Origin of the sequence: Stenotrophomonas sp. 22692 (genome assembly GCF_052045015.1) — a bacterium.
GTDB lineage: Bacteria > Pseudomonadota > Gammaproteobacteria > Xanthomonadales > Xanthomonadaceae > Stenotrophomonas > Stenotrophomonas geniculata.
In genome coordinates this window covers 194,461-219,070 of sequence record NZ_JBQEMR010000003.1, presented here as the reverse complement: position 1 = coordinate 219,070, position 24,610 = coordinate 194,461, and the positions used below count along the sequence as shown (strand labels likewise).

Here is a 24,610-nt window from a genome sequence, read left to right as displayed (position 1 = left end):
TGGGCGTGGTCGATTACTGCTCGTCCTTGGGTCGGCGGTACATGAGGTATGCGGCCGCCTCGGCTGGGTTGTCCGGGGTGTACTGGCCGGTACCGACGTCGTAGAGGTATTCGCCGGTGGTCAGCATCTGATTGCTGGGAATGCCCGTCAGCGGACCGGCGGCGCGCACGCCGGTCTTGATCAGCTTTTCCGCGTCGGGCTCGTCGTCGTCGGCGATCCAGTCGCGCCCCTCCTTCCATGCCGTCTGGCCGAACTTCACCAGCGCCACACCGGCGTCCACGATCGGGTTGGGGCGGCCCATGCTGGGCTTGCCTTCGATCGCAGCATCGATGCCGCCGGCAACATCGCGCAGCAGGGGGATCGTCTGGAACGGGAACAGCAGAGTCTTGCGTGCAAGCCAAGCGCTCCAGTCGTCCCAGCCCTTTTCGTCGTCGTCGCCGCCATCCGGGCCACGCATCATCAGCAGCTCGAACACCGCGTTGGACAGCACGCCGGCCGACAGCCAGGTGCCCAGCGCCCGGGCCGGGGACTGCACACGCCCAAGGTACAGGCCGCGCAGGCCCGATTCCTGCAGGCGGTTGTTCATGATGATCATCGGGCCGATGAACATGCGTACCCACTTGTAGCGCGGGTCACGCTCGGCAGCACTGAGGTCCTTCGGTGCACCGGCCTGCTGGGTGGTGCGGATCGACTTGTCGGCCAGGCGCACGGCCTCGTCGACGCTGACGCCCTGAGCCTGGGCCTGCTGATAGCGGCCCAGCCAGATGGCACGCTCGGCCAGCGGCACAGTCCAGCGGTGGACCTCCATGGCCATCTTCATGGCCGCCGCGCGGATGCCGCGCTTTCCCGACAGTTTGCCCAGCACGACCTGGTAGGACGAATCCAGCGAGTTGGCGCGCTCTTCCATAAAGGGCGACAGCGAGTGGATCATCTCCGTCATCTTGCCCGGGCTGCGGTAGTAGGCCGCATAGCCGGTGGCCAAGTATTTCGGGTCGACGCGCGCCGCCGCCTGGATCGGCGCCACCACGGTGTTGGCGAACACCAGCGGCAGGCGGAAGCCGAGGGCGGCCACGGCGGTGTTGGTCAGCACGGCGTCGCCGATCTTCTCGGCCATGCTGGATCCCGGCTCCGAAACCGACGCGCCGCGCACCGAGTTCTTCACGCTGCCGTAGAGCGAGTGGTACGCGCCTTCCGACAGCCGCTGCTGGATCAGGTTCTTCAGTTCCTGGTCCTCCAGCACCCGCAGAGCCTGCTTCACGTAGCCGCGGTGGGACACGTCGGTGATCACGTCGTTGAGGTGGCGGGACAGCACGCGGTGGTAGTCCAGCAGCATCGGCGCTGCGTACTCGGTGCGCTCTTTCGTGTGGCCCTTGCTGGTCATGGCGCGGCTGAAAGTGCCCCCCATGATCTGTTCCTCGGCCGCGCGCGCCTGCTTAACGCCGCCGGCACCCGCCCGGGGGTCGTACACCGCCGGGTAGTAGCCGCCGCGCAGGCTGACCATCGAGCCATCGGCCGCGGTGAAGATCAGCGGCATCGGCTCGACCTGCTCGGGTGCAACGCCTGACAGCCGGCGCTGCTGCTCCACGATATCCGGCCACAGGCTGTTCACCGCATCCCAGATGCCCTGCACCATCTGTGCGTCCGCCGGCGTGAGGTGGCTCAGCATTTCCGCGATGTTCTGCGGGGTGAACTGGACCACTTCGGCGTTGTTGCCAATGAAGCCGCCGCGCATCAGCTTGTCGCGGTTGCCGGCGTTGCCCATGTTCAGCGCCACCGCCACGATCGTGTTCTTCGACAGCGACCGGCCCAGGCTCGGCACGTACACCAGGCGGTTTAGGTCCGCCCGTTGCGCCGGCGTCAGCGCCATCATCGTCTGCTCCAGCATGCCGCCGACGCGGTTGCGCAACTCAATCCGCTGCTGCTGCGCTGCCTCGGCCTGGTTCCACAGGAAGTCGTGCCACGGGCCGGTCTCGCCACCGTCCAACCACTCGACCACCGTCTCCGGGCGCAGAACCCAGTCCATCAGGCCGGTGTAGGTCGCGCCCATCTTCTGCATCGCCGTCAGGTCCGCATCGGAGAGCGGCAGCGGCTTGCCTTCCGCGATCGCACCGCGGATTGCGCCGGCAAGCTCAGCCTGTGCGCTCTCCCAGTCCCGCTGGTCCTTGTTGCTTAGCAGCTTGTTCTTCAGCTTGGCCAGACGCGCGATGTTGGTCACCGCGTCGTGCAGGTCGCGGAACTCGGTAATCGGCAGGTCGGCGTAGTTCGTCACGCTTTCCGCTTCGACCCGGGCCAGCAGCGCATCGCTCACCGCGGTCAGGTCGTCGTCGGCCTGGCGGGCTTCCACCCACTGCCGCAGGCTCTGCCGACGCGCGACAGCCCGGCCGGACACGTCGCGGAACTCGTAGGTGTCGGCGATGGTGTCCATCGCTTCCAGGTAGTCGGCGCCGGCCTTGCCCAGGCGCTCGCGGGCCTGCGGGGTCATCTGTCGGCGGATGTAGCCGACCTTCGACTCGACCTCCTGCTGCACCGCGCGGGCCTCAGCGAACAGCACAGCGTTCAGGGCTTGCTGCCGCTTCGCCTGCAGTGCATCGGCGTACTTCCCTGCTGCCGCCGCCTGCGCCGCCGCGCGGGCTGCCTTGCGCTCTGCGACCAGGTACTCGTTCGGGCGAATCTGCCGCGCGGTCTTTTCGGCCAGCACGGCCTGCGCCACTGCCTTCAGCTCGCGTCGATTGGGGCGTGGCTCCTTGGCCAGGTCAGCCAGCACGCCCAGTTCGCGCTCCAGCAGCTGGATCTTCCGGCTGCCGTGGACCGCATCCAGTGCGCGCTGCGGCAGGGTGCCGTCGGTCAACGGCTCGCCGTGCCGGGCCTGCATGCGCGCATCGGCCTCCGCGCTCACGCCCGCCAGGGTATGCCGTACTGTCCACAGTCCCTGCACCAGCTCGTCGGCGGAACTGAAGCCCAGCAGGGTGGCCGCCTCTTCGGGATGGGTGCCACCCTTTCGGGCGTAGACCCGGCCCATCTTGTCGAGCAGGCCGTCGCCGTAGGTAGCCGCCAGCACGGCGCGGTCCAGCTTCAGGCCCTGCAGCTGCTCCGGCACGGGCTCGCCGGCGGCTTCCTTGCGCCCGGTCAGCACGCGGTAGGCGCGCACGATCGGCGTGGCCTCGACCTCCGCCTCTACCTCGCTGCGGATGTTGGCCAGCTCGTCCTTCCACCAGCGCTCCCGGGCGCGCGCATCGGCTTCCTGCAGCTGCGCCATCAGATCGGCCTCGGCCTGCTCCCGTGCCGCAGCAACCTGCGCCTGATATTCGGCGAACTGGCGCTCGGTCATGCCCAGCGCCTGCGCTTCAGCCAGGTCTCGCGCGATCGGCTCGAACCCCACCCGGGCCTGCGCAGCGTCGATTTCCTCCTGGCTGGTCAGCATGCGGTCGAACACACCGCGCACGTCGTCCGTCAGTTCCACATCCAGATTCCGCAGGCTGCGGTAGACGCCGAGGATCCACTGCTTGAACTGGCTGAACACCGACTGCAGCTCCGGCGTGGGCGCTTTGCCCTCGCCCAAGTAGGCCTCGAAACCGCGGGCGAACTGTTCGTGCTGATCGACGCCGATCTGGTCAGCAGACTCGACGCCGAACCACTTCAACAGCGCATCGAGGTCGGACCGCAACTGCGGCGCGGCATCCTCGGCGGTGGCCACGTCTCGGTACACCTCCAAGAAGAAGTGCCCGGATTCGTGCAGGAACGTGGACAGGTCGGCGCCCTTGAACAGGCTGATCTGCATGGCACGGTCGGGCCCGATCTGAATCTGACCACGCGGTGCGGCGCCGCCTTGGAACAGGATGTCGCCGGCCAGCACCTCGCGCGCAGCGGTATCCGGCAGCGCCACGCTCCAGGTCTGCCGCTGCCCCTCGATGGGATCGTCCCGCACGATCTCGCCGCCGGTGCGCTCTGCTTCCGTGCGCGCCTGGTCCAGGGTCAGGAAGTCGCGGGCCTGGCCCTGATCGTCGGCCAGCAGCCACTGGCCTCCGCGCTGCACATAGGCGCTGCCCTCACGCTCGATGGTCTGCTGCCCGCGGCCATCGGTGGTCACCTGCGGCCGGCCGAACAGGCTGCGCAGGGCATCAATTCCACGCTGCATCAGGGTGCGCGGCTGGGCCTCTGCGCCCTCTGGCGACGCCTCGGCTGCATCGATGCCGGCCGCGTAGCGCTCGTACAGCGCCACCGGATCCTGCCCGGTGACCTCGCCCAGCCGGCCGAACATGGCGCCCCACAGCTGCGCCTGGCTCTCGGCCTGCGCCGGCGTGTAGCGCTCGGTGCCAACCAGCTGCGCCATGACCGACTGCTGCACCTGCGCGCGCGCGTTCGCCGCGGCTTGGTCCGGTGCCGGCGCATCCAGCGGCACGCCCAGCTCGCGGGCCATCGCATCGATGTCGAGCGATTCCAGCTCCGCCGGCGACAGACCGTCAGCGGTCGTGCGGGCATTGCGCAGGATCTCGTCTCGGTTCGGCAGCCGCGGCACAGTGGCCATCCACTCGGCCATCGGAATCACGACCTGGCCGGTGGCCAGCTGCTCCGCCAGTGCCGACTCACCGCCGACCATGTCCTGCAGCACCTGCGGCGCGGACTGGAACAGCGTCTGCGCCTGATCAGCGTCCAGGTACACCCGCGCATCTTCGCCTGCAACCTGCGCCGTCAGCGCCTTCATGTCCTCCGGCGAGCGTTCGCCCAGCTTCAGCTCGCCGGCAAGCTCGGTCGCAGCGCGCAGCCGGTCGTTGCTCTGGCCCGACTGCATCACCTGGTCCAGGCGCTCGTTGATCCACCGCACCTGCCCGGACGCGCGCGCAGCACGGTAGTTGGCATGCACCTCGACCGCACCGGTGGGAACCTCGGCCAAGCCCTCCATGATGATGTCGCCCCACTTCAGGCGTTCCTCGGTCAGCAGCTGTGCCGTGGCCTCGCCGGCGGCGCCGCCACCCAACTGGACGCCGGCCTCGGCGCCGGTGCGCAGGATCGCCGAGGACGCGCTGCGTCGGGCGTTGTTGATGAAGTGGCCCGCGACGCCGGCAGTCAGCGCGTCGAACACGCCGATGGCCACCCCGCGCTTCGCTGCTTTCTCGCGTGCCGCTGCCATCTTCTGCGGGTCGCGCAGGAACTGACCCACTGCATAGGCGTCGGTGGGGTCGACCTTCGCGTCCTGCATGGCGTCGGCGATGCTGGCGCCGAACTCGGTCAGGCCCGACCCGGTACCGGCCGATGCGGCAGTCACCACGCGGCTACCACCACCGGTGGCTGCGGTCAGCGCCAGGCCAGGGGCGCCCATACCGATGGACTGGCCCAGGGTGACCGCGATGGCGCCCAGCGTGTCGGTGCCGCCGCCGGCCAGCTCCCGCACAGCACCGCTGAAGCTGCCCGCCTTGTTCGCCCGGTCGAAGGCCTGAAAACCGCGATCGGTGCTGGCGCTGGTCACATCCGCAGCCTGCGCACGGCGCTCCTGATCTGCGCGCAACGCGGCTTCTTCGGCCGAACGGTCGGTGGTCAGGCGCCCGGTCGCCGGATCCATCACCGCAGGGCCATCGGGCAGCAGCGACAGCGCATTGGCCTTGCCACGCTGCCAGCCGCTGACAATGCCGCCGATGACCTGCTCCAGGATGTTCGGCTCGGCAGTCGCACGGGCCTCGCCGGTCACCAGTGAGTTGGCATAAGTCGCCAGCTTCGGGGCTTCGTCGCTGGCCAGCGCCATGCGCCGCGGATCGCTCAGGAAATCGCCCACGTGCGGCGATGCGCGGCCCGCGTCGTCGATCTCCCGCCGCCGGGCGTCCTGCTCGTAGTCGCCCAGGTTCGCCGCCACCACGCCGAATGGCTGGCCAAGCTGGTCCGACAGCTGGTTCGCGCGCGCGGCTTCTTCCGGCTTCTGGCTGGTGCCGGTGTATGCGCTGCGCAGGGTCACCTGCCGGTTGCTTTCGATCTCGTCCGACAGTTCGTCGAAGCCTTCCAGCACGTTGTCGATCACTTCTTGGCTCCTTGGCTCTTGCGGGCGAGGTACTGGGTAACCCAGGCATCGGTAGGGGGACGGCCGTACTTCTCGGCGTATGCGCCCCGCACTGCGTCGCGGTCCGCCTGACTGACCTGCAGGTCAAACTGTGCGGCGCTGCTGTAGAGACCCACCTTCACCTTCGGGTTGTTCTTGAACTTGCCGTCCTTCTCTTGGATCGCGCTGAGACGGCCGGCCTGCAGGTTCTGGGCAAACTGCTTGGCCGTGGCCGACAGCAGCACGTCGGCCTGCTCAGGGGTCGGCTTCTTTCCGGTGGACTGGATGAACGCCGTTTGCGCGTTCTGATAGGCGATCGTGAACTCACCGCGCAGCGCCGCCCTCGGCTCGTTCTTCTTGCTGGCGCCGTCGCCCACAGCATCCCCTTCCGAACCGATGCCCAGCATCTGGAAGCCACGTTCGCGCCGGTCTTTCTCGTTCATCCAATCGGCCCGCTTGGCCGGGTCGGTCACCTTGGTCTGGTCTTCGGCGAAGGCCTTCAGCGTCTTGCCGCTGAGCTTGTCGGCGTACTGGCCCAGCGGCAGCTTGGCGAACTCGGTCGGACGCAGCGCCTGCATACGCTGCAGCTCGTCCACCGTGGCCGGGTCGTCCTGGATCACCGCCCCTTCTGCGGTCAGCTTGCGATAGCGGTTGATCGACTCGGCCAGGCTCGAATCCTGCCCCACCAGCGCCAGTTCGGCCGGAGCCAGCACCTGCGACAGCGGCACGCTCGCGCCGGCGGCGGCCACCTTGTCGTAGATCGACATGGCCGCGGCCTTCTTCGCCTGCTCTAGCCGGTCCTTACGCTGCGCGTAGATGTCGCGCAGGTACCCCTCGGCAGCAGCACGTTGATCCGGCGGCATCGTGCGCGGGATCGCCGCGATCGCATCGGCCAGCGTTGCTGGCGGCCCGCCATACATCCTGGCCTGATCGTTGTGCAGGGATTCGGCGTAGGCCGTAGCCTGCTCGGGGGTCTTGAAAACCCCCAGATGCTTGCCGGTCTTCTCGTACAACGCGATGGCGTCATCGTCAGAGAGCACGCGCCCGTCATCGCTGACCGTCGGGATCAGCACCTCCCCCTTGTCGGTGCCGAACGAGATGGATCGCACCGTGCTGATGCTTCCATCGGTATTGCGCACCACCGGTCGCTTAGCAAGATCGATGTTTCCCGCCTCAACCTGACCCGACGGCGCGGACGGACCATGCTCTGATGCCCACCGCGACGCCCGCCCCATGACCTGGCGCACGTACAGCGCCGTCTTCGGGTTCTGCGCCGAGCGGCCACGGTTCACCACGGCATCGGCGCCGCCCTCACCAGCGAAGTGCGCGGCGATGGCGAACGCTCGTCCGCCCTTGGCCAGGCGTTCCTTGTACTCGCGGGCAGCACGCCGGGCGGATGCCACAGCGTCCTTGCGGTCGATGCCGCCGGCACTGGTGACGCGGTACTGGAACAGGCCGGTGGCCTGGTCGCCATCGTCCAGAACCTCGCGATTCACTGCGTCGGCGCGGAACCCCGATTCCTGCTCGGCAAGCGCGTACAGGTCTGCGCGGCCGGCCGCATCCAGCCCCTCGGCCTTCGCTGCGTCATCGATCGCCTTGGCCACGGCGGCCGAAGGCACTCCCCGCGAGGCCGGCGCCGGAAGCGGCTCGATCGCACCACGGCCATCGGCCAGCGACTGGGCCAGCTCGTAGGCCGCGCGGTCCTTCACCACCGGGTACAGCGTGCGCTCAACGTGCGCGCGGTCCTCCGGCGTCATCTGGTCCGCGTAGCGGTGGTAGTAGTCCTCCGCCGCGAACGGGTCGCGGGTGGCCATCGCCGCAGCCGTCTGCTTGCGCACGGACGATACGATGCCGCGCTCGCTGGCCTTGATCGCCTCGGCACCCATGCCCTGCGTCTGGTAGGCGGCACTGGCGATGCCCACGGCTTCCTGCAGTCGCACGTCGGCCAAGCCGAAGTCGCCGGACATCCCGGCGCTGACCGCATCCTGGCCGATGTTGTCGATCGTGGCCTTGCGCTCAGTGGCCTCGTAGGCGCTGTACTCGCGGTCGGCGTAGCTGTTGAGCCGGCCCTGCACAGAGTCGCGGAACGAGAACGACACCTGATCGAACCGTTGCTGCTGTTCGGGCGACAGCCGGCTACGGATGGACGACACACGCTGGTCGAGATCACCCAGCAGCGCGTCGTGCGCCTGCAGCGCGTTCTTGCCTTGGTACTTGGCGATGCCGTCGGCGTTGGCCGGGTTGAAGGTGGCGCCCTCCCAGTCCGACAGCTCGCGCCGTGCCTCCATGACCGCCGTCAGGTCGGCGCGCTGCTTCTGCTGCTGGAACAGGTCGACGGCTGCCTGGCCGACGGCACCCGCGGTGCGGCTGAGCGGCGACAGGTCGACCTGGGCGGTATTGCGGACCTGGGGGCCAAGCTCGGCCTGCACCTGCGGCCCGCTGGTGCGTGGGATCAGGGTTGCCATGTCACAGCCCCCAGCCGCGCGAAATGCGCGCGTTGTTGCGCATGGTCATGCTGTTGGCCTGGGATGACAGGTTCCCACCGCCGCCAGCACCGCCCGCCCGGCTCATGCCTCCAATGCCCATGCTCGCGGCGCTGGCGAGCGAGCCCAGGATCGTGCCGGTCGCCTGAGCGTTACCGCTCCAGTGGGCCAGCTCGCCCTGCGTCCGCTGGTTCTGGGCCTGCGCGTTGAAGCCCCAGGCCTGCCGTGCGGCGTTCATGCGGATGGTCTGCTGATCGACCTCACCGAACATCGCGGTCTCGCCCAGGATCTCCGCAGGCGTGCCGAGCGTGGGGTCGATGTTGTTGGCGGCGATTGCGGCGCGCTGCTGGCCGAGCGCTATGCGCGTGCGCCAGGACTGCTGCTCCATCTCGCGGGTGGCCAGGGCGTTGCTGGCGTCGGCGTCCTGCTGCGCCAGCACCGCGTTGTTCTCGGCGATCTGCGCGTTGGCCTTGCCCTGCTTCTGCTGCTGGTCGGCCTGGTATGCACCAGTTACAACGGTGGCCGCCAGAAGGGCGATTGCGGGATTGCACACGTTATGCGCTCCAGTAGAACGGAAGAAAAGGGGCGCTGTCCGGTCCGACCGGCACCGGCGCGAGGAAGTGGAAGCCCAGCCAATGCAGCCAGCGCTGCGCGGCCTCGTTGCGCTGGTCGACGACGTTGAACAGCATCGAAGGGAATGCCTGCTGCATCCGGGCCAGGGCCGGGCGGGACAGGCGCAGCAGTTCCTTCTGGACCGACAGCGGGTTGAGCCCCGTCGAGCCGACCATCCAGGGCGTACCGATGCCGCCGAGGATCGAGTAAGGGGTCGCCCCGAACATGCACACCGGCACGCCGCGCACCATCGCCGTCCACGCCTCAGCGCTCCCGGCCAAGCCACGCTGCAGGGCCTCCGCCGGCGTGGTGCGGTCGCATGCCCACAGCTCGACCACGTCTGCGGGCCGTGCTGCGGCCGCGATCACTTCGATGTGTCCAGCCTCAGCCGGTACCAGTTCTGCGGTGATCTTCATTCGGACGCCACCACCTGGGGCATCAGAGACAGGATCTCCATCGGCAGCGGGTCGTCGCTGATGATGTGGAAATGACCGCTATCCATGCCCCACTGGCAGGACATGTTCTTGCGCAGGACGCCCGTGTATGGGGCCGTGGGCTCGTCGTAGTCCTCAAAATCGCGCTGTGCGATAGGGTCCAGCGTGTCCAGCGTGGTTCCAACGTAGACGCCGCGGGTGTTGCGCACCAGCAGCGCGACCTCGAAGGCGAGCTTCTTCATCGGGCGCAGCGGGTCGCCGCCGTTGGCATTGACCTCCAGCGTCTCAATGTGGGCGGTGTACGGCAGGCCGATGTGCACCACGCCGCCGGGACGCTGCAGCTGCACCTTGCCGTCGACCACCTGCAGGTCCTTCTGCACGTTACCGTCGACCAGGGCAACAACGGCCTTACCCTCCAGGTGGCCCATGCCGGCGATCGTCGAGCGCTGATAGGTCCAGTCCTGCACAGCGACGCCGCGCAGTGCCAGGGGCACCGACCCGATCGATTCCACCGTCGCCACCGTGGACGACACCACGGCCATGACCCGCGCGCGCACATGAATATCGCCAATGGCCAGCCGCAGGATGTTGCCCACGTCGCCTGCCCCGCTGAAGATCGCGGCACCGGTGGTAGCGGTGATAGCCGCGCCCTCGTTCCATCCATCGGTGCTGGTCAGCGTCATGGGCGAGCCGTTCGGGCGCCGGCCGTCGTAGGTCAGCAGGCTGTCGGCGTACTTCCAGTCGAGCGGATCGTCGTACAGGGTCGGGGCCATCTGCTCCACGTACTGGACCCATTGGCCGTTGATGAAGCGACGCACCAGCAGGTAGACCTCGGTCTCGATCTCGCCGGGCAGGCAACAGACGTCCAGCACCTCACCATCGGTTTCATGCGGGTGCCAGCCGGTGACCTCCTGCTCGGGCATGTACGTGCAGCCGATCAGCACACCGTCCGTGCGCGGCATCCACAGGATCGGCCAGGGCGCCGTGCTGTATTCGATGCCGCGGAACGTGTAGCCCTGCACCAGGTGGTCGGCCCAGATGCTGATCTCGTTGCCGCGGAAGCCGTCCTTCTCGAACTGGTAGGCCAGATCGCGCACGCGCTGGCCCTGCGCCTGCAGGAACACTGCCGACTCGCCCAGCACGCGGGCCTGCAGGTCGCCGGTGCCATAGGCGGACTGCGGCTTGATCCCGATCGTGCTGGGCGTCACCACAGCGTCCTGCCCGCCGGTGACCTTCCACTCGCCGCCAGTCGTCAGCACCAGCAGGCTGTCCAGCGGCACCAGGTCGCGGATCGCATTCACCTGGCGCGCATTGATCGTGAACGACACCGCGTCGCTGTCGACGATCGGCGAGCTGCGCCCGAAGTTGGGGTAATCGCCGATGTTCGACGCCCACACTGTCTGCGGATCGCCAGGGCTGCCAGCGAACCACAGCCGGTCGCCGAAGAACTCGACCTCACCGGGGTAGCCATAGCGATAGGACCAGGCGCCGACGGCCCAGACGTCGGTGCCGCCGACAGCGCCGGCCGCGTACTGGGTCACCACGATGTTGTTGGTGCCGGTCGGCGGCGCCTCGTAGAAATTGATCAGGTCCGCGCCGGGATCGATCGTCCAGCCCTGTGCCATCACTGCACCTCCTGCGCGACGTTGCCGCCGCGGCCGATGCCGCCACCGCTGGTGCCGCCAGTGCCGCTGCCGCCCGGGTAGTACGGATTGGATTGAACCGGCACGCCATCGATCTTGACCTGGTAGTCCAGGTAGCTGCTGCTGGTCGCGCCAGGGATGGAGAACTGTTTCGTGGTGCCGTCGCCGCTGAAGGTCCACGGACCTGCCACCGGCGGCGGTACGTTGCCCACGATGCTGTCGGGGATCCGCTCGATCACCGTCGCGGTGACCTCGAACGGGCTGGTAAAGGCGGTGATTTTCATGATCCCGAACCCGCCGTGCACGTATTCCCATTCGACCCCGACGGCGTAGTCGTTGACGTTGTCGAACTTCACGTCCTGCGGGCCGTCGAACGCTCGGCCGCTGTCGTGCACGGGGCGCACGCTGCCGCAGACGTAGTACGGCGTCCCGGCCAGGCCGGTCACCACAGGGACGCTCACGCAGCGGTAGACCTTCTGGTCGCTTCGGCGAAGTGCACCCAGCGGCACCTTCTTCTCCGCCGCCACCCAGGGCTTCACCGAGCGCAGTTCCTTTTCCTCGGCGTACAGCAGCGAGCCGACCATCTCCGCGGTAAAGGTCGGAACGTTGGTCGTCACCGTCACCACGCCCTGGGTGCCGGACACAGCCAGCAGCGCGGCCTCGTCGTTGTTGAACGGGCGGAATGGCCCGCGCCGGTACTCGAAGTCGCGCAACTCAAACTGGTCGACGGCCAAGCGGCGCAGCTCCTTCTGCGGGATCCACGGGTGCACCAGGAACAACACGTCAGCAGACTGCGTGTGCCGCACCTTGTAGATGTCCTCGCCGGTGTATGGCGTGGCCACCTCGACGATGTCCCCTGCCCCATTGCGCAGCAGCGCACCACCCACCCAGAAACGCATGTAGCCGTCGCCCAGCTCGATCGCGTACTTGACCGTTGTCGAGTAGATGAACGGGATGAAGCGGGTGGCGCGGTCGTTGTGCTTGGCACCGCCGCGGAACAGGTAGCCCGGCCGCTTCTCCCCGCCGCCGGTCGGCTTGGTGATGACGTTCAGACACCGCTTCAGGCTGATGGCGTACCGCACCATGTCGACGCGGCCCTGGAGCCCGGGCGAAAGCTCGCCGCCGGACATGCTCGGTTGCAGCAGACGTGCCATGGTCAGGCCCTCGCCATCTGGGCCATGGACGGCTGGCGCTCGTCCTCGTCGGCCTCGTTGAAGTCATGCGCCGCGGCCTGGCTGAGCGCGAGCTGGTAGAGCTGCTTCAGGCCGGATTTGTTGGAGAGCCCGTTGGCACCGATGATCGTCGGCGCTGCTTCCTCGGCCAGCTTGCTGGCCAGCGCATCGACGAAGTGCGCCGGGTAGCGCTGCGGGTCTTCCACGCGCGCGACGTAGATCAGATAGGCCTCGGCCCGATCGCACAGCAGCGACGTGCCGTCCGTGCCCATGGCCTGCTCGAACTGGATGCCGTGGCACTGGCGGAACTGCGGCTCACACCAGCGCGACAGGCGGCGGTCGGCGCGCATGCCCTGGTCGTCGGTGATGGCCAGCACGGTGATGCAGTCCGCCGGACGGGCGTAGCGGATCTCCCAACCTGGCATCGGTGCCTCAGCGGCGACGGCCAGGCGCTGGGCCTTCATCGCCCACGGCCACAGCCGGTCGGCCAGCACCAAGTCGCGCATCGGCTCCCACAGGCGCGAGAACACGCGCGCTTCCTTCGAGCGCTCGGTCAGTGAGGTAATCGTGATGTCCTGGGCCAGCTTGCCCAGGGCCAGGTTGCAGATTTGGACCTGGGACGTCATGGGTCAGCCCTCACCGTTCGGGTACAGCACTTCGCTGGGATTCGGGCCCTTCGCGGCTGCCAGCCCCATGTCGGTGATCTGCAGCTCCAACCGGCGATGCACCTTGCCATCGCGCGTTTCCTCTCCGAGCGAAACCACGGTCGCGATCGCCTCAATGGCGACCTGTGCACCAGACGCCGGCAGCTGCTTGATGCCCTGTGCTGCGATCTGGTCTTCGTCCAGGTTGATGCGCAGCCCCCACGGGTAATCAGGCTCGCTGCAACCTGACGGCGCCGTGGCGCAGCAGTCACAGCCGTGGTCGTGGCTGCCGTCTTTCTTCATGGATACGAGCTTCATGTGCCGCTCCGGTAGTGGGGGCGCCCGAAGGCGCCCCCGGTGGTTGCCGTCAGGCGTTCGCCGACTTCTCGGCCACGGCCGCGTCGATGGCCTCAATCACGCCCTTGCGCGGCTTCTCGGCGGCAGCTTCCTGCTCGCGGTATGCGACCAACTGCTCGACTTCCAGACCGGCCAGGTCTGCCTTGATCAGGTCAGCGTTGCGGGCCAGGAACGGGTCCGCCGGCGGCGCCGACTTCTCGGCCACGGCCTTGCCGCCGATCTGCTCCATCCAGGAGCCAAGCTGTTCCTTGCTGGCGATCTCGAACTCGTCGCCGACGGCACGTTCCTGCCCGAAGTAGCCGCGCCGGGTCGCGCGCACGCGCAGGCCGGTCACAGGTTGTTCTCCTGGTGGCCGGCGACGATGCCCGCGGTGACCTTGCCCGTGGTCGGCGCGGTGCCCACCAGGGTGTAGTTCAGGCGGACATAGCGCAGGTTGGTACCGCGCGGCACGTAGTACAGGCCACCGAACACAGAGCCAGCGGCCAGATCAGCCAGCAGCTTGGTCTGCGAGCCGACGACGACCGGTGCGGCGAAGTTCTCGGTGGCCGAGACCTGCAGCTCGACCTGCAGGCTGGTGGCGTTGTTGAAAGCCTCGACTACCTGCACACGCAGCGGGATCGGGGTGCCCGGGCCGATGTCGCGCTTGATCGGGGCGCCCTCGCCCTGCACGGTGCCGGTGGCGCCCAGGTCGACGACGTTGTTGGACACTGCGCTCGCCAGCACCGACTGTGCGTTCGAGAACAGGTTCTGCTGATCGAAGATCATGGTGGTTTGCTCCTTGGATTGCGGTAGGGAGCGGGGCCGGAGCCCGCGCGCCCGATTCAGTTGCGGCGGATCAGACGACCCGGGCTTCGGTGTTCAGCAGCGCATCCGACTCGCGCAGCGGGATGCCGCGATAGGTCAGCACTTCCTCGCCCTCGATCTCCTTGCGGGTGAGGCGCACGAAGTTGTCGGTGGTGCCGCCATTGGTGGCCAGCGCATCCAGCGCTTCCAGCATGTCGGTGTTGAGGTAGATGGCCGCACGGCCACCCATCACGCGGCGCTGCTTCAGCTTGTAATAGGCCTTGCGCATGAAGTCGTACAGCTTCACGTTGCCGGACTTCACGTCCGACACATCGATGTTGGCGATGCGGGAAACGTAGCGGTAGTCGCGAACCGACAGGCCAATGTCCCACTGGAACTTTTCGCGGACCACGTCGAGGATCGACCCATCCGCGTTGGTCTTGGTCTGCTTGCCCTTGTCCTCACGATCGATGCCGGCCTTGCTGCCCTTCGGGTACAGGCCGTGGACGGTGTTCTCACCCCAGACGATGAACCAGATCGAGGTGTTGTCGGAGCCGGTGCCGCCTGCATCGACGATCTGGGCACCCGATCCGCTGGTGGCGATCTTGTTGAAGCGGGGAGCAAAGCCAGTGAACTTCGCCGGCGAGGTAGCCTGGTCACCGTAGAACATCGAGGTGGCCACGCCCTGGTTCAGACCTTCGAGGAATGCCTGGGCTTCGGACAGGCGCAGACCGGCCGAGTCACCCGTCATGCGCACCAGCTTCTCGTCGATCTCGCTCCACGCTTCGATCATGCCGGTGGCATCGCGCACCTGGGCGGTGGTCGACTTGGTGGGCTGAACGCCCTGGTACAGCATGCGCCAGGTGCCTTCGGGGATGCCGGTACGCACAGTGGTCAGGTGCGTGGTGCCGTCATTGCACTCCTTGACGATCATGTCCTGCAGGATCGGGTTGTCCTGGGCCAGCAGCTCGATCACCGCAGCGATCTGCTTGTCAGCGTCGGTGCGCTTGAACACGTCCGCCAGGGTCAGGTAGGTGTTGCCGATGGTCGACATTGTTGGTCTCTCCAGATACGAAAAAACCGCCTTGCGGCGGCTGGTTGATGGGTTTTTGCGTGGCGGCTATCAGCCGCCGTAGAGGATCGACTTCGGGTCGCTGGAAGCGCTCGGACCAGATGCGGTGGTCCCGCCCAGGCCATCCACCTTGCTGTCGCGAAGGAACCCGCCGAAGAAGGCGAACGCCTTGATCATGGTCGGGTGGTTGCCCCAGCCCAGTTCGTTGAATGCCTTTGTCAGCTCGGGGTCGTTGATGGCCTTCACCGCAGTAGTGGCCAGGCCGACCGTTTCGTCGTACTTGGCACCCAGCTGCTGCTTGGCATCCACGCCCCACTGCTCGACCTGCTGCAGGCGCTTGGCTTCCATTGCCTGCTGCATCGCCGCCGCATCCTGCCCGGCCATCTGGGTATACAGGTCGACGGCCTCTTGGGCCTGCTCCTGCGTCCAGCCTTTGGCCTTGAAGAACTGCGTGGCCGCGCCCAGTCGATCGCCTTCCAGAGTGAACCCTTCCGGCAGGTTGAACTGGCCGTACTGCTCCGGTGCCGCGTTGGTATTGCCGCCCTCGGGCTTGTCGGCATCGCCGCCGCCTTCACCCTCGTTCGGCTTTCCATCGTTTCCCGTAGCTTTGCCACCGCTGCCGGCACCATCGGTCCCCGCCGGCGCACTGCTGCCGGGAACCTGCGGAGTTTCGGTCGTGGTGGTGGTATCGCCGGCGCCAGGATTGGGGTTGCTGGCAGTGTTGGCGTTGTCAGTCGACATCGTTGATTTCCTCGGGTTGCTGCAGCTGCGATTGCAGCCGCTTCATTGCACTGTTGGCCTCGGCGCGCATCTGTGCCTCGCGCTCCGGGCAGCTGTCACGGACGACGCGCAGCCACCACTGGCCGGCCTCCTGCCGTCCGATCTTTCGGGACTGCGCCATCGCGTTGGTGTTGAACGCGCTGTCATCCACATCCATGGCCTGAATGAACAGCCACACCAGCCGGCGCGCGGCTGGATCGGACAGCACTGCACGCGCGTCCTCGCGGAGCTGGCTGTCCTGCAGGTCCGCGATGCGCTCGGCCAAGCGGCGCTGCTCTTCCTCCCGCGGGTCCATGCCGGGGCGCTTCATGCGGCACCCTGCATGGCGTCAATCAGCGCCTGGGCCGCCGAGCCTTCCTCGGGCACAGTGTCGCTGGCCGTCTTCAGCGCCTGCGCCGCGTCCTTCATCGGCTGGGCCGACGCCGCCAGCTGCTGCTGGCGCTGCTGCTGCGCACGGTCTGCGCGGATCCTGGCCACTGCGTCGTCGCTGCGGATGATCGAGGCCGGGCCGCCCACGGCGGCGGTGTACTCGTCGACCACCTGGTCGCTGTCCAGCTTGTCCATCACGGACGGGTCGCCGGTGGCCTGCGCCACGTTGGCAACGAAGGTCATGGTGCGTTCGATCGACCCGACCGCTGCCGCCTTGGCGGCCTGCGCCAGGATGCTGGTGTACTCGATCTTCAGCGGCACATTGGCCAGCACCTGCGGCGGATCGGGGATGCGACCCGCGCGCTCCAGCAGACGGAACACCCGGACCACCACCGGATCCAGCACCTCGTCGGTGATGGACTCCAGCGTCGGCGCCAGCACTGCCGCCTTCTCTTCCTTGCGGGTGACGATCTCAGTGGCGGTGCGGTCGGTCTTGTCGCCGAGCGCCTCCAGCATCAGGAACAGCTGGTAGAAGAACGCCCGCTGGATCCGCTGCTCGACGACCGAGATTTCCTCACGGATCTGCGCCAGGCCACGCGAGTCGGGCATGTAGACCGGCGCAACCGTGGCGTTCGCGGCGTCCTGCGGTAGGTATACCTGGCCACCCTTGCGCAGCCGTGCCCCGCCGGTACGGCGCAGGCTCTCCGGCATAGCGAGCGTCGGATCCGACATCTGCTCCATAAGGCGCAGCTTCTCGCCTTCCAGATACTGCAGCTGCTTGATGTCGCCCAGGCAGTTGATCGCCGGGCAGGACGAGTAGATGTCCTCCGCGACGGGGTTCCAGCGGGCCACGACGAACGGGGCCTCGTAGTGGCCCCCGATGTCGATCACGCCGTTCTGGCCGTTGGCCGCTCCATCAATCCAAACCACCTCGCGGTAGGGACGGAAGCGCGGAGCCTGCAGCCCCAGCGGGCCGATGCCGGGCCGCTCATCGGGGTTTGGCTCGATCAGGGACTCCACCCAGAACCTCTGGTCACCGTTCTTCGGCAGTGCGTCGCGCACCACCGACGGCAGCGCGTCTGCGCCGTAGCGTTCCTCCAGCTGCCGCGCCGTCTTCGGGTAGCGGCGCCACAGCGAGTCGACCCGCCCCTGGTCGTCCAGCCCCACGGCGTAGTTGCCGGCGGTCAGCGCGTAGAAGCGGACCACCTCGCGCGAGTCTTCCAGCACCAGCAGCGGCGCAACACCGAAGATGCCGTCCTCGGCGTAGACCACCGGCATAGCCTTGTAGAAGTTGCTGCTGGCCAGGGTGTCGCGAATTCGCTGAGCGACATCGTCGAGCCACACGCGCACGCCGAACAGCTCAGCAATGGCCGGATCAGGCGTGGTCACCTTGAACCAAGGCTGCGCCTTGGGCGTCATGTGCGACATCATGCCCGCCGCCATCACTCCCAGCGCGTCGGTGGCCGTGCTGTTGATCACCTTGGCCCAGTTGCGCTTACGCGGCTTGTCGTCCTGGTCACCGTAGAAGCGGCCGCGGGTCGGGTCGATGTACTCCGACGTTTGGCGCCACAGCGGCGTCCAGTCGTTCTGCGCTTCCTTCAAGGCGGTCTTGCGGCGCCGGCAGTGCGCCTGCAGCTTTGCGATGTCCATCAGCCTCCCCCCAGCACGGTGTTGCGCGGAGCCGTTCCACCCAGCGCGGTTGTGGTCGGTGCCAGCGATCGATAGGCCACAGAGGACGCGCCGCTGCTCGCGTAGGTGCGGCGCTCGTCCTCGGCTTCCTTGCGAGCGCGGCGCACGCGGCCGGTCGGATCACCCACGGCGGTCTTGGTGATGCCGAGCGGGTCGGCGTACTTGCCGGTCTTGTCGCCGAACAGGAGACCACCCGGATCGATCATCTGGCGCGAGGTGCACATGGCGTCAGGCACCCAGCGCCGTCTTGACCGACGCGGTGGGCATCGCCGAGCTGGTATCTCCGGCCAGGATCGTCGACCTGGCGCCGAAGCGCAGGCGCTGCCGCTGGCGTTCGCGGTCACGCTCATTCACGGCGGCATCGTCGATCGACTCGGGCGCCACTTCGGGCGCTGCGGCCACCGGCTTCACCTTGGGGGCGGAGTTGCACATGGGAATTCCTTCAGGACAACGGGTTGTAGGGCTCGCCGGCCTGCTGGTCGGCGTGGTCGCGATGCTCCATTGGCGACCCATCGGGGAAGCGCGGCCGGGGCATCACGGGGTATGCGAACGACAGCACCAGGGCGTCGGCCCGGTTGGGGCTCGGCAGACCACGGCGCTTCATGTCCTTCTTCGATTCCATCTGCAGCTTGCCGTCGAGGCGCGGCATGGTTTCCGGTGCCTGCAGCTCGTCGCGCAGCTGCGGGTCTTCAGGGATGGCACCGCCTTCCTTCAGCCAGTCGCGGCAGGCTTTCCACATCTCGGCGCGCTTGTTGAGGCAGCCCTGGTCGCCCGACTCGCCCGAGAACCACACCAGGCGCCAGTCGCGGCCCATAGTTCGGCCTGCGGACACGATGCCGGTGCCGAACCCGCCGTCGACGAACACGGCGTCTGCCTGATGTTCGTCCTCCAGCTGCGCGAGGATCGCCGCCACGGCCATGTCGTTGTCGTTCTTGGCCAGCGTGCGCAGCTGCCGATAGGCCAGGCCCTGACGCAGGCCGATCACCAGCTCGTCGTCGCCTTCCCACGCCGGGTCCAGCGTGAGGATCTTCGGCGCCCAGCTGTACTGCTCGGGCCGCAGGTGTCGCCCGTAGGCTGCAGCCACGTCCGCCTCAGCGATGAATTGGCGGGCTGACATCGACGGGAACAGGCCTCGGATACGGACCTTCACCACGTCGCTGTCCTCGCCGTAGTCGCGCACCATGCGCTCGGCCTCGACCAGGTTCACACCCTCAACGGTGCGGCTATCGATCTGCTCGGTGTCCCAACTGGCCTTGAACCGGCGGAAGCACTCGCGGAACCGGCCAGTGTTGCGGGTGGTGTTCCCGAACGCTGTCCAGATGATCTCAGTGCCCTGGTCGGTCAGCGCGCCCTCGGCCACTTCCCAGACCTTGTCGGCGATGGCCGAAGCCTCGTCGAACACCAACAGGATGCGCCGGCCCTCGTTGTGCAGGCCCGCGAAGGCCTCGGTGTTGTTCTGCGACCACGGCACCGCGTCGATGCGCCAGGTCTTGTCGTGGCCCGGGGCGTTGCTGATCAGCGCCGTGGCGGTCAGCGTTGCCCAGTCCTTGGTGAGGCTGATTCCGTGCCACTTCGACAGCTCGGCCCAGGTCTTGGTGCGCAGCTGGTTGTCGGTGTTGGCCGTGACCACGCCGCGGGTGTCTTCGAACGTGTCGAAGGCCCACTTGATCAGCATTGCCACCAGCGCGGACTTGCCGATGCCGTGGCCAGAGCCGACAGCCTGGCGGATCACCTCGCCAGCATCAGCAGCCCCGGTCTGCAGCTTCCTGCCAACCTTCTCCAGCTGCCGGCGCTGCCAGGCGCGCAGCTTCTTGCCATCCAGCGGGCCGCCTTTGACGCCCCAAGGGAAGTTGAACAGCACATAGCCCAGCGGGTCGTGCTGGAACGAGCCGATCGCCTCGACCAGCTGCTGCTCAGGACTCCCGGCCAGCTGCGCGCTCACGGGCGGCCCTCAGTTGGTCGGCCAGGTTGTCCTGCACGCCGTGGTCCAGGGCAACACGCTCGCCGTACTTCTTGGGCTGCAGCTTGCCGGCGTACCACTTCCGGGCATCGATCATCAGCTTGGAGCGCTCGACCATGTCGCCTGTCTGTCGCTCCAGCACCTTGCCCTTGCCGTCCTTCTTCAGCCGCTCGCCCAGCACCGCCTTGTCGGCGATGTCGAGGATCTCTTCGGCCAGCGTGTCCGCCTGCAGCTCGCGTGCACGCGCGTACTGGTTGCGAAATGCCTCGTTCTCGGCCAGCCAACGAATGACCGTGGAACGGCTCGGCATCTTCGCCGTGGAACAGATCGTGCGCAGGCTCTTACCATCCACCAGCAGGTCGCAGATCCCGTCGGCCAGCTGCTGGCTGTACTTGCTGGGGCGTGCCATCAGTAGTCGCCCCTGATGATCCGGGCCTTGGACCACTCCAGCAGCCCGACCAGCTCTGCGGCACTGCACTGCCGCCCATAGACGCGGTGATCTACGCCACCTGCGCAATCCACCACCAGGGCCACCTTCTCCACGTCCCCGAACTGCCCGGCCTCGATGCGGTCAGCGAACTCCCGGATGCGCGCGGCAAGCTGGTGCTGGTCCACGGCCAGCGCGTTGTTCGGGATGAGCTGCAGGACGTTGCTCACGGTTGGCCCCTGTCCGCCCGGATCACGGCTTGGCAGGCGCGGACGTGGTCGTCGGCGTCGCGGCCGATTTGAACAAGAGCGCCCGCGACCTCTGCTCGTAGTTGGGCTGCCTGGTCACGTTCGATGGTGCCGGCGACGGCTTGGGACAGGCGAGCGGTATTGCAGGTGGCGAGGTCGTCGCGCAGCTGGAGGCTGCCATCACGCACGCCAGCAACAACAGCAGCAGGGACGGCCGCGGCCGCAGTGCGGTCTTCTTCATGCTTCGCTCCAATGGTGGCCAGTATCTCGGCCTGGGCATGCTCGGTGGCACGGGTCTGGTTCACCTGGGCTGCGGCTGCCTCGGCACCGGCGGCGCGCTGGGTGGCCTCCCTGCCGTCTGCCCGATCACTGCGCCAGGCCCAGCCAACGCCGACCATGGCGCCGGACCACAGGACGAACGCGGCGACTGTGATGGCAACGCGCTTCACGACCGGCCCTCGCACATCCGGCGCTCAGCGGCCCGGCGGTTCACCAGGCCCTGCACGCGCTTGCCACCGGCGTATACCCAGCGGTCCAGCTCCGGGCACCAGCTCGGGGCGGGCTGGCCGGCGTTGATCCGGCCCACCAGCGTCGAGCGGCAGGCAGCACCCACGCCCACGTTGTAGGTCCAGCTCAGGACCGCGGCCCACTCGCGTTCGCGCAGCGGCACCTTGATGCACTGGCTGATGCCGGTCAGGTAGCTGCCCAGGCGGCTGTTGAGCTTCTCGGCGCACTCCTGCTCGGTGTAAACCGCCTTGTCCGGGCGGCTGGTGTCGCCGTAGCAGTAGGTCGCCACACCCACCATGTCGATGTACGGCGTGGGTGAGTAGCCCTCCCATGGCTTCACCAGCGCCGCGGCGGCCAGTGCGATGACAGCTGCGGCGCTGCCGCCGATCACCTTGCCCTTCATCCGATCACCCCGCCTCGGCGCGCCTGGCGCCATTCGCGTATCCACTTCCACACCAGGTAGCCGATCTGGCCCACCAGGTAGATGGCCGTCAGCACCAGCACCGCCTTGTCCAGGGTGAACCCCGATGCGACGGCCGTGGCCACCGTTACCGGCGGCGTGACCTTCAGGGCTGCGGTCCCCACCGCGTCAATGATTTCTCCCCGCATGTCGGTTCCATGGTTGGTCCGGTTCGGCATGGCGCCCTCCCCGATTGGTCGATAGGTGCCCGTCACCGCAGCCCGGCAGGCTCGGCGAATTGGTCCGGTGAGGGTGGACGGGCGTGGATGGTTGCGGGGGCCGGATTCGAACCGGCGAATCTCCGGGTTATGAGCCCGGCAGCCTGGACCTCTGGCCTACGCCCGCAGGAAGCGCAGTCCCGGAAACGCAGAAGCCCCGACGCAGGGCCGGGGCTTCAGGGACAATTCTTGACAGTTGCAGAATTAGGGCACTTCCTTGTGCAACTTGTCAACTGCCGGCCGTCCGCGTAAGAAGTGCGGACCTCAACTAAACGGACTTTCCGATGTTTTTCCTTTTCGGCGGCTACAACATTCGAATCGAACACGTCTCTGCCGTTTCAGCTGTGTTCGACCAAGGCGACCATTTGAAAATGAATCGTTACATCGTCCGGGTCTATCTGTCCGGCGGTCAGCACATTGACGGTGGCTACGACGACGAGGGTGAAGCCATCAAGGCTCAGCTTGCGGTGAAGAAAGCCGTTGGTGCGCTGGTTCCCTAAGCCGCAGATGCCTGCGCGCCAGAGATCCAATCTACGGCGCGCTGCAACTCCCGGCGGTACTGCCAGACTGAAAGCGTGCCGCCGTACTTTTCCGCCACCATTCGAGCCTTGACTGCCTGGCTGGCTGACACCGTGTACTCGGTATGCAGCACCAGAGCGCGCAGTGGGTGCTGCCGCATCATCGACGCCAGCGCCTGCTCGACCCATCGCAGTTCATCGGGGATGCCGACGTCGACGGCGATCTCGGGGTTGTCGTGTGGCTTGTCGGCATCGTTCGTCGACCGCACCGGATCCACCGCCCACGCCGGCAGCATACCCATGCCCTCCACGCCGCTGCGGTCGGCCATGAACCGCCGGCGGCTGGATCCGTCTCGGCCCACCAGGTCGCGCAGGGCCCTTTCCCGGGTACCGGGCGCCATGTCGCGCGCCTTCTCCAGCACGTGGGTGCTGCGGTCGGCGTAGGTCAGCGCGAACCGGTTGGCCTGCGCATGGCCCCAGGCCCGGAGCTGTTGCACCAGGTAGTCGTCAGTCGCCATCGCGCATCCCCTTCAGCACGTTCTCGTCGAATCGAAACACCGGCAGCAGACCGTCGGTGTCGCAGCCGCCCTGCCGATCCGGCCGGCGCTGGCAGTGCGCCGGGCTGCTGCCGCGCTCGCGCATGGTGCAGACGGCGCACACGCCATGCCGGCGCAGATAGGCGTTGTAGCGCTTCCGCGTACGGGCCTCGGCGGTGGTCATGCGCCGCCCCTGATCAGGCTGTCGCCGTACAGGCCAATCAGCAGGGCGTCGGCGCGGCCGTTGTCCTTCTTCCGCTGCAGCTGGGTCGCGGCGGCGGGGAATCGCTGGATGGCCAGCAGGCGCGCCGCGTCCTTGCCCTGGTTGGTCAACCCGAACCAGCGCTTCCAGCTGGCCGGCTCAGCACGCAGGTAAGGCACGCCCAGCAACTCGAACACCGCCTTGGCTTTGCCATAGTGGTCGCCGAAGTTGAACGACGACTGCGGTCCCGCCTTGCGCTCTTCCTTGCCGTCAGGGCCGCGCTTCGGGGGCATGGCACGAACCCGCTCGATGACACCAGAAACGGCCGCACCGGGGTTCATCTCGCGCGAGGCACGGATGAACAGAGCAATCGCCCGGGCGTCCACTTCCTGGCTCTCACCGATGGCCTGCAACGGCATATCGATCAGCGGACCAGGCGCACCGTCCACTAGCGCCGCGATGGCGCCCGTGAGGCCTGGGTCGATGCTGATAATCAGGCGGCTTGCCATTGGCGGGGCTCCTTCTCGTGTTTCTCGATCAAGGTGTTCTGTAGGTCCAGCAGGTAGTCGTCGCTGCCGACCTCTTGGCGGAACTTGCGGGGTTGGCGGGCGTAGGACGGGCCGAACAGTTCCTCGCACCGCGCAGCGGACATGCCGCCGAATGGCTCACCGCGGTGGGACCAGGGGTTCAGCCCGATGGTGAAATCGTGGCCACGGCGCTTGGCGCCGTGCTTGCCGCCGACCGTCAGGTGGTGCACTTCAGCCGGGATAGGTCTGTCGCCCAGGTCAATGCCCAAGCTATGGGCTACGATGCAGCCGATTTCGGCGATGGCGTCCATCCGCTGCTGCTGGGCTACGGTCGGCTTGCCGGTAGAGCGGCCGCGCTTCATGCTTGCCTCTCCATCAAGGAAGGGGAAATTCCGTGGCCGATCTCGCCTACTGTCCGTATGTCATTGGCGCTCCATGCTTGGCACCCGAGGTCTGGGCGGCATGGGCGCAAGCCTTTCTTTCGGCAGCAGCGATCTACTTTGCTGCGCTCGCCGCAACGGCCCCTGACAAGCTTGCGAAGCGTCGGAAAGCAGGCAGCTATTTGGCTCTCCTCGACATTGCCGAAACGATGCTCGACAGTTCCATCAAGGGCGCCCCTTCTGTGATCACAACCGCGCGCCTCAGGCAGGTTGCCGGCCAGTTTGCCGAGGTGAACGTCGAGAACGTGCCGGACTACAGGCTGCTGAAGCCGATGCAGGAAACCCACAGCGCGCTGGTCGTCATGCAGGACGTGGTCGAAAAAGAGATGGGAATGATCGACATGCAAGAGCGCGCGCGGCTGAGCTTCATTCGATCGGAAATGGCCACTACCTATCGCGACCTTCTGAGGGCCCGCCGACCTGATGTTGCGTCCATAGTTGACGAGATCGCGCCGGATAACTGGTTCATCCGCCTGGCACGAAAGGTGCGCAAGAAGTAGGTAC

28 protein-coding genes and 1 tRNA gene are annotated in these 24,610 nt (G+C 67.2%); 2 read left to right on the top strand and 27 right to left on the bottom strand.

Annotated features, from left to right (window positions below; translation table 11 throughout):
• Positions 1 to 13: 13 nt before the first annotated feature.
• From ACTJJM_RS05790 to ACTJJM_RS05680, 23 genes are all read right to left on the bottom strand, one after another.
• Positions 14 to 6,007, bottom strand: coding sequence for a hypothetical protein (locus ACTJJM_RS05790; RefSeq protein WP_440865296.1), 5,994 nt, complete (start codon positions 6,005 to 6,007; stop codon positions 14 to 16).
• A complete protein-coding gene (locus ACTJJM_RS05785) occupies positions 6,004 to 8,490 on the bottom strand; it encodes a hypothetical protein (RefSeq protein WP_440865295.1) in 2,487 nt (828 codons plus the stop codon). The genes ACTJJM_RS05790 and ACTJJM_RS05785 overlap by 4 nt, the downstream gene beginning before the upstream one ends.
• Position 8,491: 1 nt before the next feature.
• Positions 8,492 to 9,061: a hypothetical protein gene (locus ACTJJM_RS05780; RefSeq protein WP_440865294.1), complete on the bottom strand. Its 570-nt coding sequence runs from the start codon at positions 9,059 to 9,061 to the stop codon at positions 8,492 to 8,494.
• Between the two features lies 1 nt (position 9,062).
• Positions 9,063 to 9,536, bottom strand: a complete 474-nt coding sequence (locus tag ACTJJM_RS05775; protein ID WP_440865293.1) for a hypothetical protein — start codon at positions 9,534 to 9,536, stop codon at positions 9,063 to 9,065.
• Positions 9,533 to 11,179, bottom strand: coding sequence for a hypothetical protein (locus ACTJJM_RS05770; RefSeq protein ID WP_440865292.1), 1,647 nt, complete (start codon positions 11,177 to 11,179; stop codon positions 9,533 to 9,535). Before ACTJJM_RS05770 ends, ACTJJM_RS05775 begins: the two co-directional genes overlap by 4 nt.
• Positions 11,179 to 12,351 carry a hypothetical protein gene (locus ACTJJM_RS05765; RefSeq protein ID WP_054172941.1) on the bottom strand — a complete coding sequence of 391 codons (1,173 nt, stop codon included), beginning with the start codon at positions 12,349 to 12,351 and terminating at the stop codon, positions 11,179 to 11,181. The genes ACTJJM_RS05770 and ACTJJM_RS05765 overlap by 1 nt, the downstream gene beginning before the upstream one ends.
• A gap of 2 nt (positions 12,352 to 12,353) precedes the next feature.
• Positions 12,354 to 12,995 (bottom strand): hypothetical protein, encoded by a 642-nt coding sequence (locus ACTJJM_RS05760; RefSeq protein ID WP_440865291.1) that lies wholly within the window; start codon positions 12,993 to 12,995, stop codon positions 12,354 to 12,356.
• Between the two features lie 3 nt (positions 12,996 to 12,998).
• Positions 12,999 to 13,331, bottom strand: coding sequence for a capsid staple protein (gene gp10, locus ACTJJM_RS05755; RefSeq protein ID WP_054172939.1), 333 nt, complete (start codon positions 13,329 to 13,331; stop codon positions 12,999 to 13,001).
• 49 nt (positions 13,332 to 13,380) lie between these two features.
• Complete coding sequence (locus ACTJJM_RS05750; protein ID WP_088611211.1) at positions 13,381 to 13,704, bottom strand: hypothetical protein; 324 nt, start codon at positions 13,702 to 13,704, stop codon at positions 13,381 to 13,383.
• Complete coding sequence (locus ACTJJM_RS05745; RefSeq protein ID WP_440865290.1) at positions 13,701 to 14,135, bottom strand: Bbp16 family capsid cement protein; 435 nt, start codon at positions 14,133 to 14,135, stop codon at positions 13,701 to 13,703. The genes ACTJJM_RS05750 and ACTJJM_RS05745 overlap by 4 nt, the downstream gene beginning before the upstream one ends.
• 70 nt (positions 14,136 to 14,205) lie before the next feature.
• On the bottom strand, positions 14,206 to 15,207 hold the full coding sequence (locus ACTJJM_RS05740; RefSeq protein ID WP_171968329.1) for a major capsid protein: 1,002 nt from the start codon (positions 15,205 to 15,207) through the stop codon (positions 14,206 to 14,208).
• Positions 15,208 to 15,276: 69 nt separating this feature from the next.
• Complete coding sequence (locus ACTJJM_RS05735; RefSeq protein ID WP_440865289.1) at positions 15,277 to 15,966, bottom strand: hypothetical protein; 690 nt, start codon at positions 15,964 to 15,966, stop codon at positions 15,277 to 15,279.
• Entirely contained in the window at positions 15,956 to 16,315 is a 360-nt protein-coding gene (locus ACTJJM_RS05730) for a hypothetical protein (protein WP_440865288.1), read from the bottom strand. Before ACTJJM_RS05730 ends, ACTJJM_RS05735 begins: the two co-directional genes overlap by 11 nt.
• Positions 16,312 to 18,024, bottom strand: coding sequence for a portal protein (locus ACTJJM_RS05725; RefSeq protein WP_440865287.1), 1,713 nt, complete (start codon positions 18,022 to 18,024; stop codon positions 16,312 to 16,314). The genes ACTJJM_RS05730 and ACTJJM_RS05725 overlap by 4 nt, the downstream gene beginning before the upstream one ends.
• Positions 18,024 to 18,287: a hypothetical protein gene (locus ACTJJM_RS05720; protein ID WP_440865286.1), complete on the bottom strand. Its 264-nt coding sequence runs from the start codon at positions 18,285 to 18,287 to the stop codon at positions 18,024 to 18,026. The genes ACTJJM_RS05725 and ACTJJM_RS05720 overlap by 1 nt, the downstream gene beginning before the upstream one ends.
• Before the next feature lie 4 nt (positions 18,288 to 18,291).
• Positions 18,292 to 18,495, bottom strand: a complete 204-nt coding sequence (locus tag ACTJJM_RS05715) for a hypothetical protein (RefSeq protein ID WP_049438775.1) — start codon at positions 18,493 to 18,495, stop codon at positions 18,292 to 18,294.
• 10 nt (positions 18,496 to 18,505) lie between these two features.
• On the bottom strand, positions 18,506 to 20,005 hold the full coding sequence (locus ACTJJM_RS05710; RefSeq protein ID WP_440865285.1) for a hypothetical protein: 1,500 nt from the start codon (positions 20,003 to 20,005) through the stop codon (positions 18,506 to 18,508).
• Positions 19,977 to 20,432: a terminase small subunit protein gene (locus ACTJJM_RS05705; protein WP_440865284.1), complete on the bottom strand. Its 456-nt coding sequence runs from the start codon at positions 20,430 to 20,432 to the stop codon at positions 19,977 to 19,979. The genes ACTJJM_RS05710 and ACTJJM_RS05705 overlap by 29 nt, the downstream gene beginning before the upstream one ends.
• Positions 20,432 to 20,680 (bottom strand): hypothetical protein, encoded by a 249-nt coding sequence (locus ACTJJM_RS05700; RefSeq protein ID WP_057495456.1) that lies wholly within the window; start codon positions 20,678 to 20,680, stop codon positions 20,432 to 20,434. The genes ACTJJM_RS05705 and ACTJJM_RS05700 overlap by 1 nt, the downstream gene beginning before the upstream one ends.
• Positions 20,677 to 21,147 carry a lysis system i-spanin subunit Rz gene (locus tag ACTJJM_RS05695; RefSeq protein ID WP_440865283.1) on the bottom strand — a complete coding sequence of 157 codons (471 nt, stop codon included), beginning with the start codon at positions 21,145 to 21,147 and terminating at the stop codon, positions 20,677 to 20,679. The genes ACTJJM_RS05700 and ACTJJM_RS05695 overlap by 4 nt, the downstream gene beginning before the upstream one ends.
• Positions 21,144 to 21,608, bottom strand: a complete 465-nt coding sequence (locus ACTJJM_RS05690; protein WP_440865282.1) for a lysozyme — start codon at positions 21,606 to 21,608, stop codon at positions 21,144 to 21,146. The genes ACTJJM_RS05695 and ACTJJM_RS05690 overlap by 4 nt, the downstream gene beginning before the upstream one ends.
• Entirely contained in the window at positions 21,605 to 21,814 is a 210-nt protein-coding gene (locus ACTJJM_RS05685) for a hypothetical protein (RefSeq protein WP_049438770.1), read from the bottom strand. The genes ACTJJM_RS05690 and ACTJJM_RS05685 overlap by 4 nt, the downstream gene beginning before the upstream one ends.
• Before the next feature lie 118 nt (positions 21,815 to 21,932).
• Positions 21,933 to 22,011 (bottom strand) — tRNA-Met (locus ACTJJM_RS05680).
• A 156-nt stretch (positions 22,012 to 22,167) separates the two neighbouring features.
• Here ACTJJM_RS05680 and ACTJJM_RS05675 point away from each other — a divergent pair.
• Positions 22,168 to 22,383 carry a hypothetical protein gene (locus ACTJJM_RS05675; protein WP_057495454.1) on the top strand — a complete coding sequence of 72 codons (216 nt, stop codon included), beginning with the start codon at positions 22,168 to 22,170 and terminating at the stop codon, positions 22,381 to 22,383.
• Here ACTJJM_RS05675 and ACTJJM_RS05670 read toward each other — a convergent pair.
• The 4 genes from ACTJJM_RS05670 to ACTJJM_RS05655 are packed head-to-tail and all read right to left on the bottom strand — an operon-like array spanning position 22,380 to position 24,028.
• On the bottom strand, positions 22,380 to 22,919 hold the full coding sequence (locus ACTJJM_RS05670; protein WP_440865281.1) for a hypothetical protein: 540 nt from the start codon (positions 22,917 to 22,919) through the stop codon (positions 22,380 to 22,382). The two genes, ACTJJM_RS05675 and ACTJJM_RS05670, sit on opposite strands and share 4 nt — an antisense overlap.
• Positions 22,909 to 23,121 carry a hypothetical protein gene (locus tag ACTJJM_RS05665; protein WP_088611200.1) on the bottom strand — a complete coding sequence of 71 codons (213 nt, stop codon included), beginning with the start codon at positions 23,119 to 23,121 and terminating at the stop codon, positions 22,909 to 22,911. The genes ACTJJM_RS05670 and ACTJJM_RS05665 overlap by 11 nt, the downstream gene beginning before the upstream one ends.
• Positions 23,118 to 23,648 (bottom strand): hypothetical protein, encoded by a 531-nt coding sequence (locus ACTJJM_RS05660; RefSeq protein ID WP_088497122.1) that lies wholly within the window; start codon positions 23,646 to 23,648, stop codon positions 23,118 to 23,120. Before ACTJJM_RS05660 ends, ACTJJM_RS05665 begins: the two co-directional genes overlap by 4 nt.
• Positions 23,633 to 24,028, bottom strand: a complete 396-nt coding sequence (locus tag ACTJJM_RS05655) for a Ref family recombination enhancement nuclease (protein ID WP_440865280.1) — start codon at positions 24,026 to 24,028, stop codon at positions 23,633 to 23,635. Before ACTJJM_RS05655 ends, ACTJJM_RS05660 begins: the two co-directional genes overlap by 16 nt.
• A 32-nt stretch (positions 24,029 to 24,060) precedes the next feature.
• On the opposite strand from ACTJJM_RS05655, the gene ACTJJM_RS05650 reads away from it, so the two are divergent.
• Positions 24,061 to 24,606, top strand: coding sequence for a hypothetical protein (locus ACTJJM_RS05650; RefSeq protein ID WP_440865279.1), 546 nt, complete (start codon positions 24,061 to 24,063; stop codon positions 24,604 to 24,606).
• The last annotated feature ends 4 nt before the right edge of the window (positions 24,607 to 24,610 follow it).

What these genes read in the sequence shown, in the direction of transcription:
- ACTJJM_RS05785 (WP_440865295.1), bottom strand. Translation starts at nt 8,490, where the DNA reads ATGGCAACCCTGATCCCACGCACCAGCGGGCCGCAGGTGCAGGCCGAG.
- ACTJJM_RS05775 (WP_440865293.1), bottom strand. Translation starts at nt 9,536, where the DNA reads ATGAAGATCACCGCAGAACTGGTACCGGCTGAGGCTGGACACATCGAA.
- ACTJJM_RS05770 (WP_440865292.1), bottom strand. Translation starts at nt 11,179, where the DNA reads ATGGCACAGGGCTGGACGATCGATCCCGGCGCGGACCTGATCAATTTC.
- ACTJJM_RS05765 (WP_054172941.1), bottom strand. Translation starts at nt 12,351, where the DNA reads ATGGCACGTCTGCTGCAACCGAGCATGTCCGGCGGCGAGCTTTCGCCC.
- ACTJJM_RS05760 (WP_440865291.1), bottom strand. Translation starts at nt 12,995, where the DNA reads ATGACGTCCCAGGTCCAAATCTGCAACCTGGCCCTGGGCAAGCTGGCC.
- gp10 (WP_054172939.1), bottom strand. Translation starts at nt 13,331, where the DNA reads ATGAAGCTCGTATCCATGAAGAAAGACGGCAGCCACGACCACGGCTGT.
- ACTJJM_RS05745 (WP_440865290.1), bottom strand. Translation starts at nt 14,135, where the DNA reads ATGATCTTCGATCAGCAGAACCTGTTCTCGAACGCACAGTCGGTGCTG.
- ACTJJM_RS05740 (WP_171968329.1), bottom strand. Translation starts at nt 15,207, where the DNA reads ATGTCGACCATCGGCAACACCTACCTGACCCTGGCGGACGTGTTCAAG.
- ACTJJM_RS05735 (WP_440865289.1), bottom strand. Translation starts at nt 15,966, where the DNA reads ATGTCGACTGACAACGCCAACACTGCCAGCAACCCCAATCCTGGCGCC.
- ACTJJM_RS05730 (WP_440865288.1), bottom strand. Translation starts at nt 16,315, where the DNA reads ATGAAGCGCCCCGGCATGGACCCGCGGGAGGAAGAGCAGCGCCGCTTG.
- ACTJJM_RS05725 (WP_440865287.1), bottom strand. Translation starts at nt 18,024, where the DNA reads ATGGACATCGCAAAGCTGCAGGCGCACTGCCGGCGCCGCAAGACCGCC.
- ACTJJM_RS05720 (WP_440865286.1), bottom strand. Translation starts at nt 18,287, where the DNA reads ATGTGCACCTCGCGCCAGATGATCGATCCGGGTGGTCTCCTGTTCGGC.
- ACTJJM_RS05715 (WP_049438775.1), bottom strand. Translation starts at nt 18,495, where the DNA reads ATGTGCAACTCCGCCCCCAAGGTGAAGCCGGTGGCCGCAGCGCCCGAA.
- ACTJJM_RS05705 (WP_440865284.1), bottom strand. Translation starts at nt 20,432, where the DNA reads ATGGCACGCCCCAGCAAGTACAGCCAGCAGCTGGCCGACGGGATCTGC.
- ACTJJM_RS05690 (WP_440865282.1), bottom strand. Translation starts at nt 21,608, where the DNA reads ATGAAGGGCAAGGTGATCGGCGGCAGCGCCGCAGCTGTCATCGCACTG.
- ACTJJM_RS05685 (WP_049438770.1), bottom strand. Translation starts at nt 21,814, where the DNA reads ATGCGGGGAGAAATCATTGACGCGGTGGGGACCGCAGCCCTGAAGGTC.
- ACTJJM_RS05675 (WP_057495454.1), top strand. Translation starts at nt 22,168, where the DNA reads ATGTTTTTCCTTTTCGGCGGCTACAACATTCGAATCGAACACGTCTCT.
- ACTJJM_RS05670 (WP_440865281.1), bottom strand. Translation starts at nt 22,919, where the DNA reads ATGGCGACTGACGACTACCTGGTGCAACAGCTCCGGGCCTGGGGCCAT.
- ACTJJM_RS05665 (WP_088611200.1), bottom strand. Translation starts at nt 23,121, where the DNA reads ATGACCACCGCCGAGGCCCGTACGCGGAAGCGCTACAACGCCTATCTG.
- ACTJJM_RS05660 (WP_088497122.1), bottom strand. Translation starts at nt 23,648, where the DNA reads ATGGCAAGCCGCCTGATTATCAGCATCGACCCAGGCCTCACGGGCGCC.
- ACTJJM_RS05655 (WP_440865280.1), bottom strand. Translation starts at nt 24,028, where the DNA reads ATGAAGCGCGGCCGCTCTACCGGCAAGCCGACCGTAGCCCAGCAGCAG.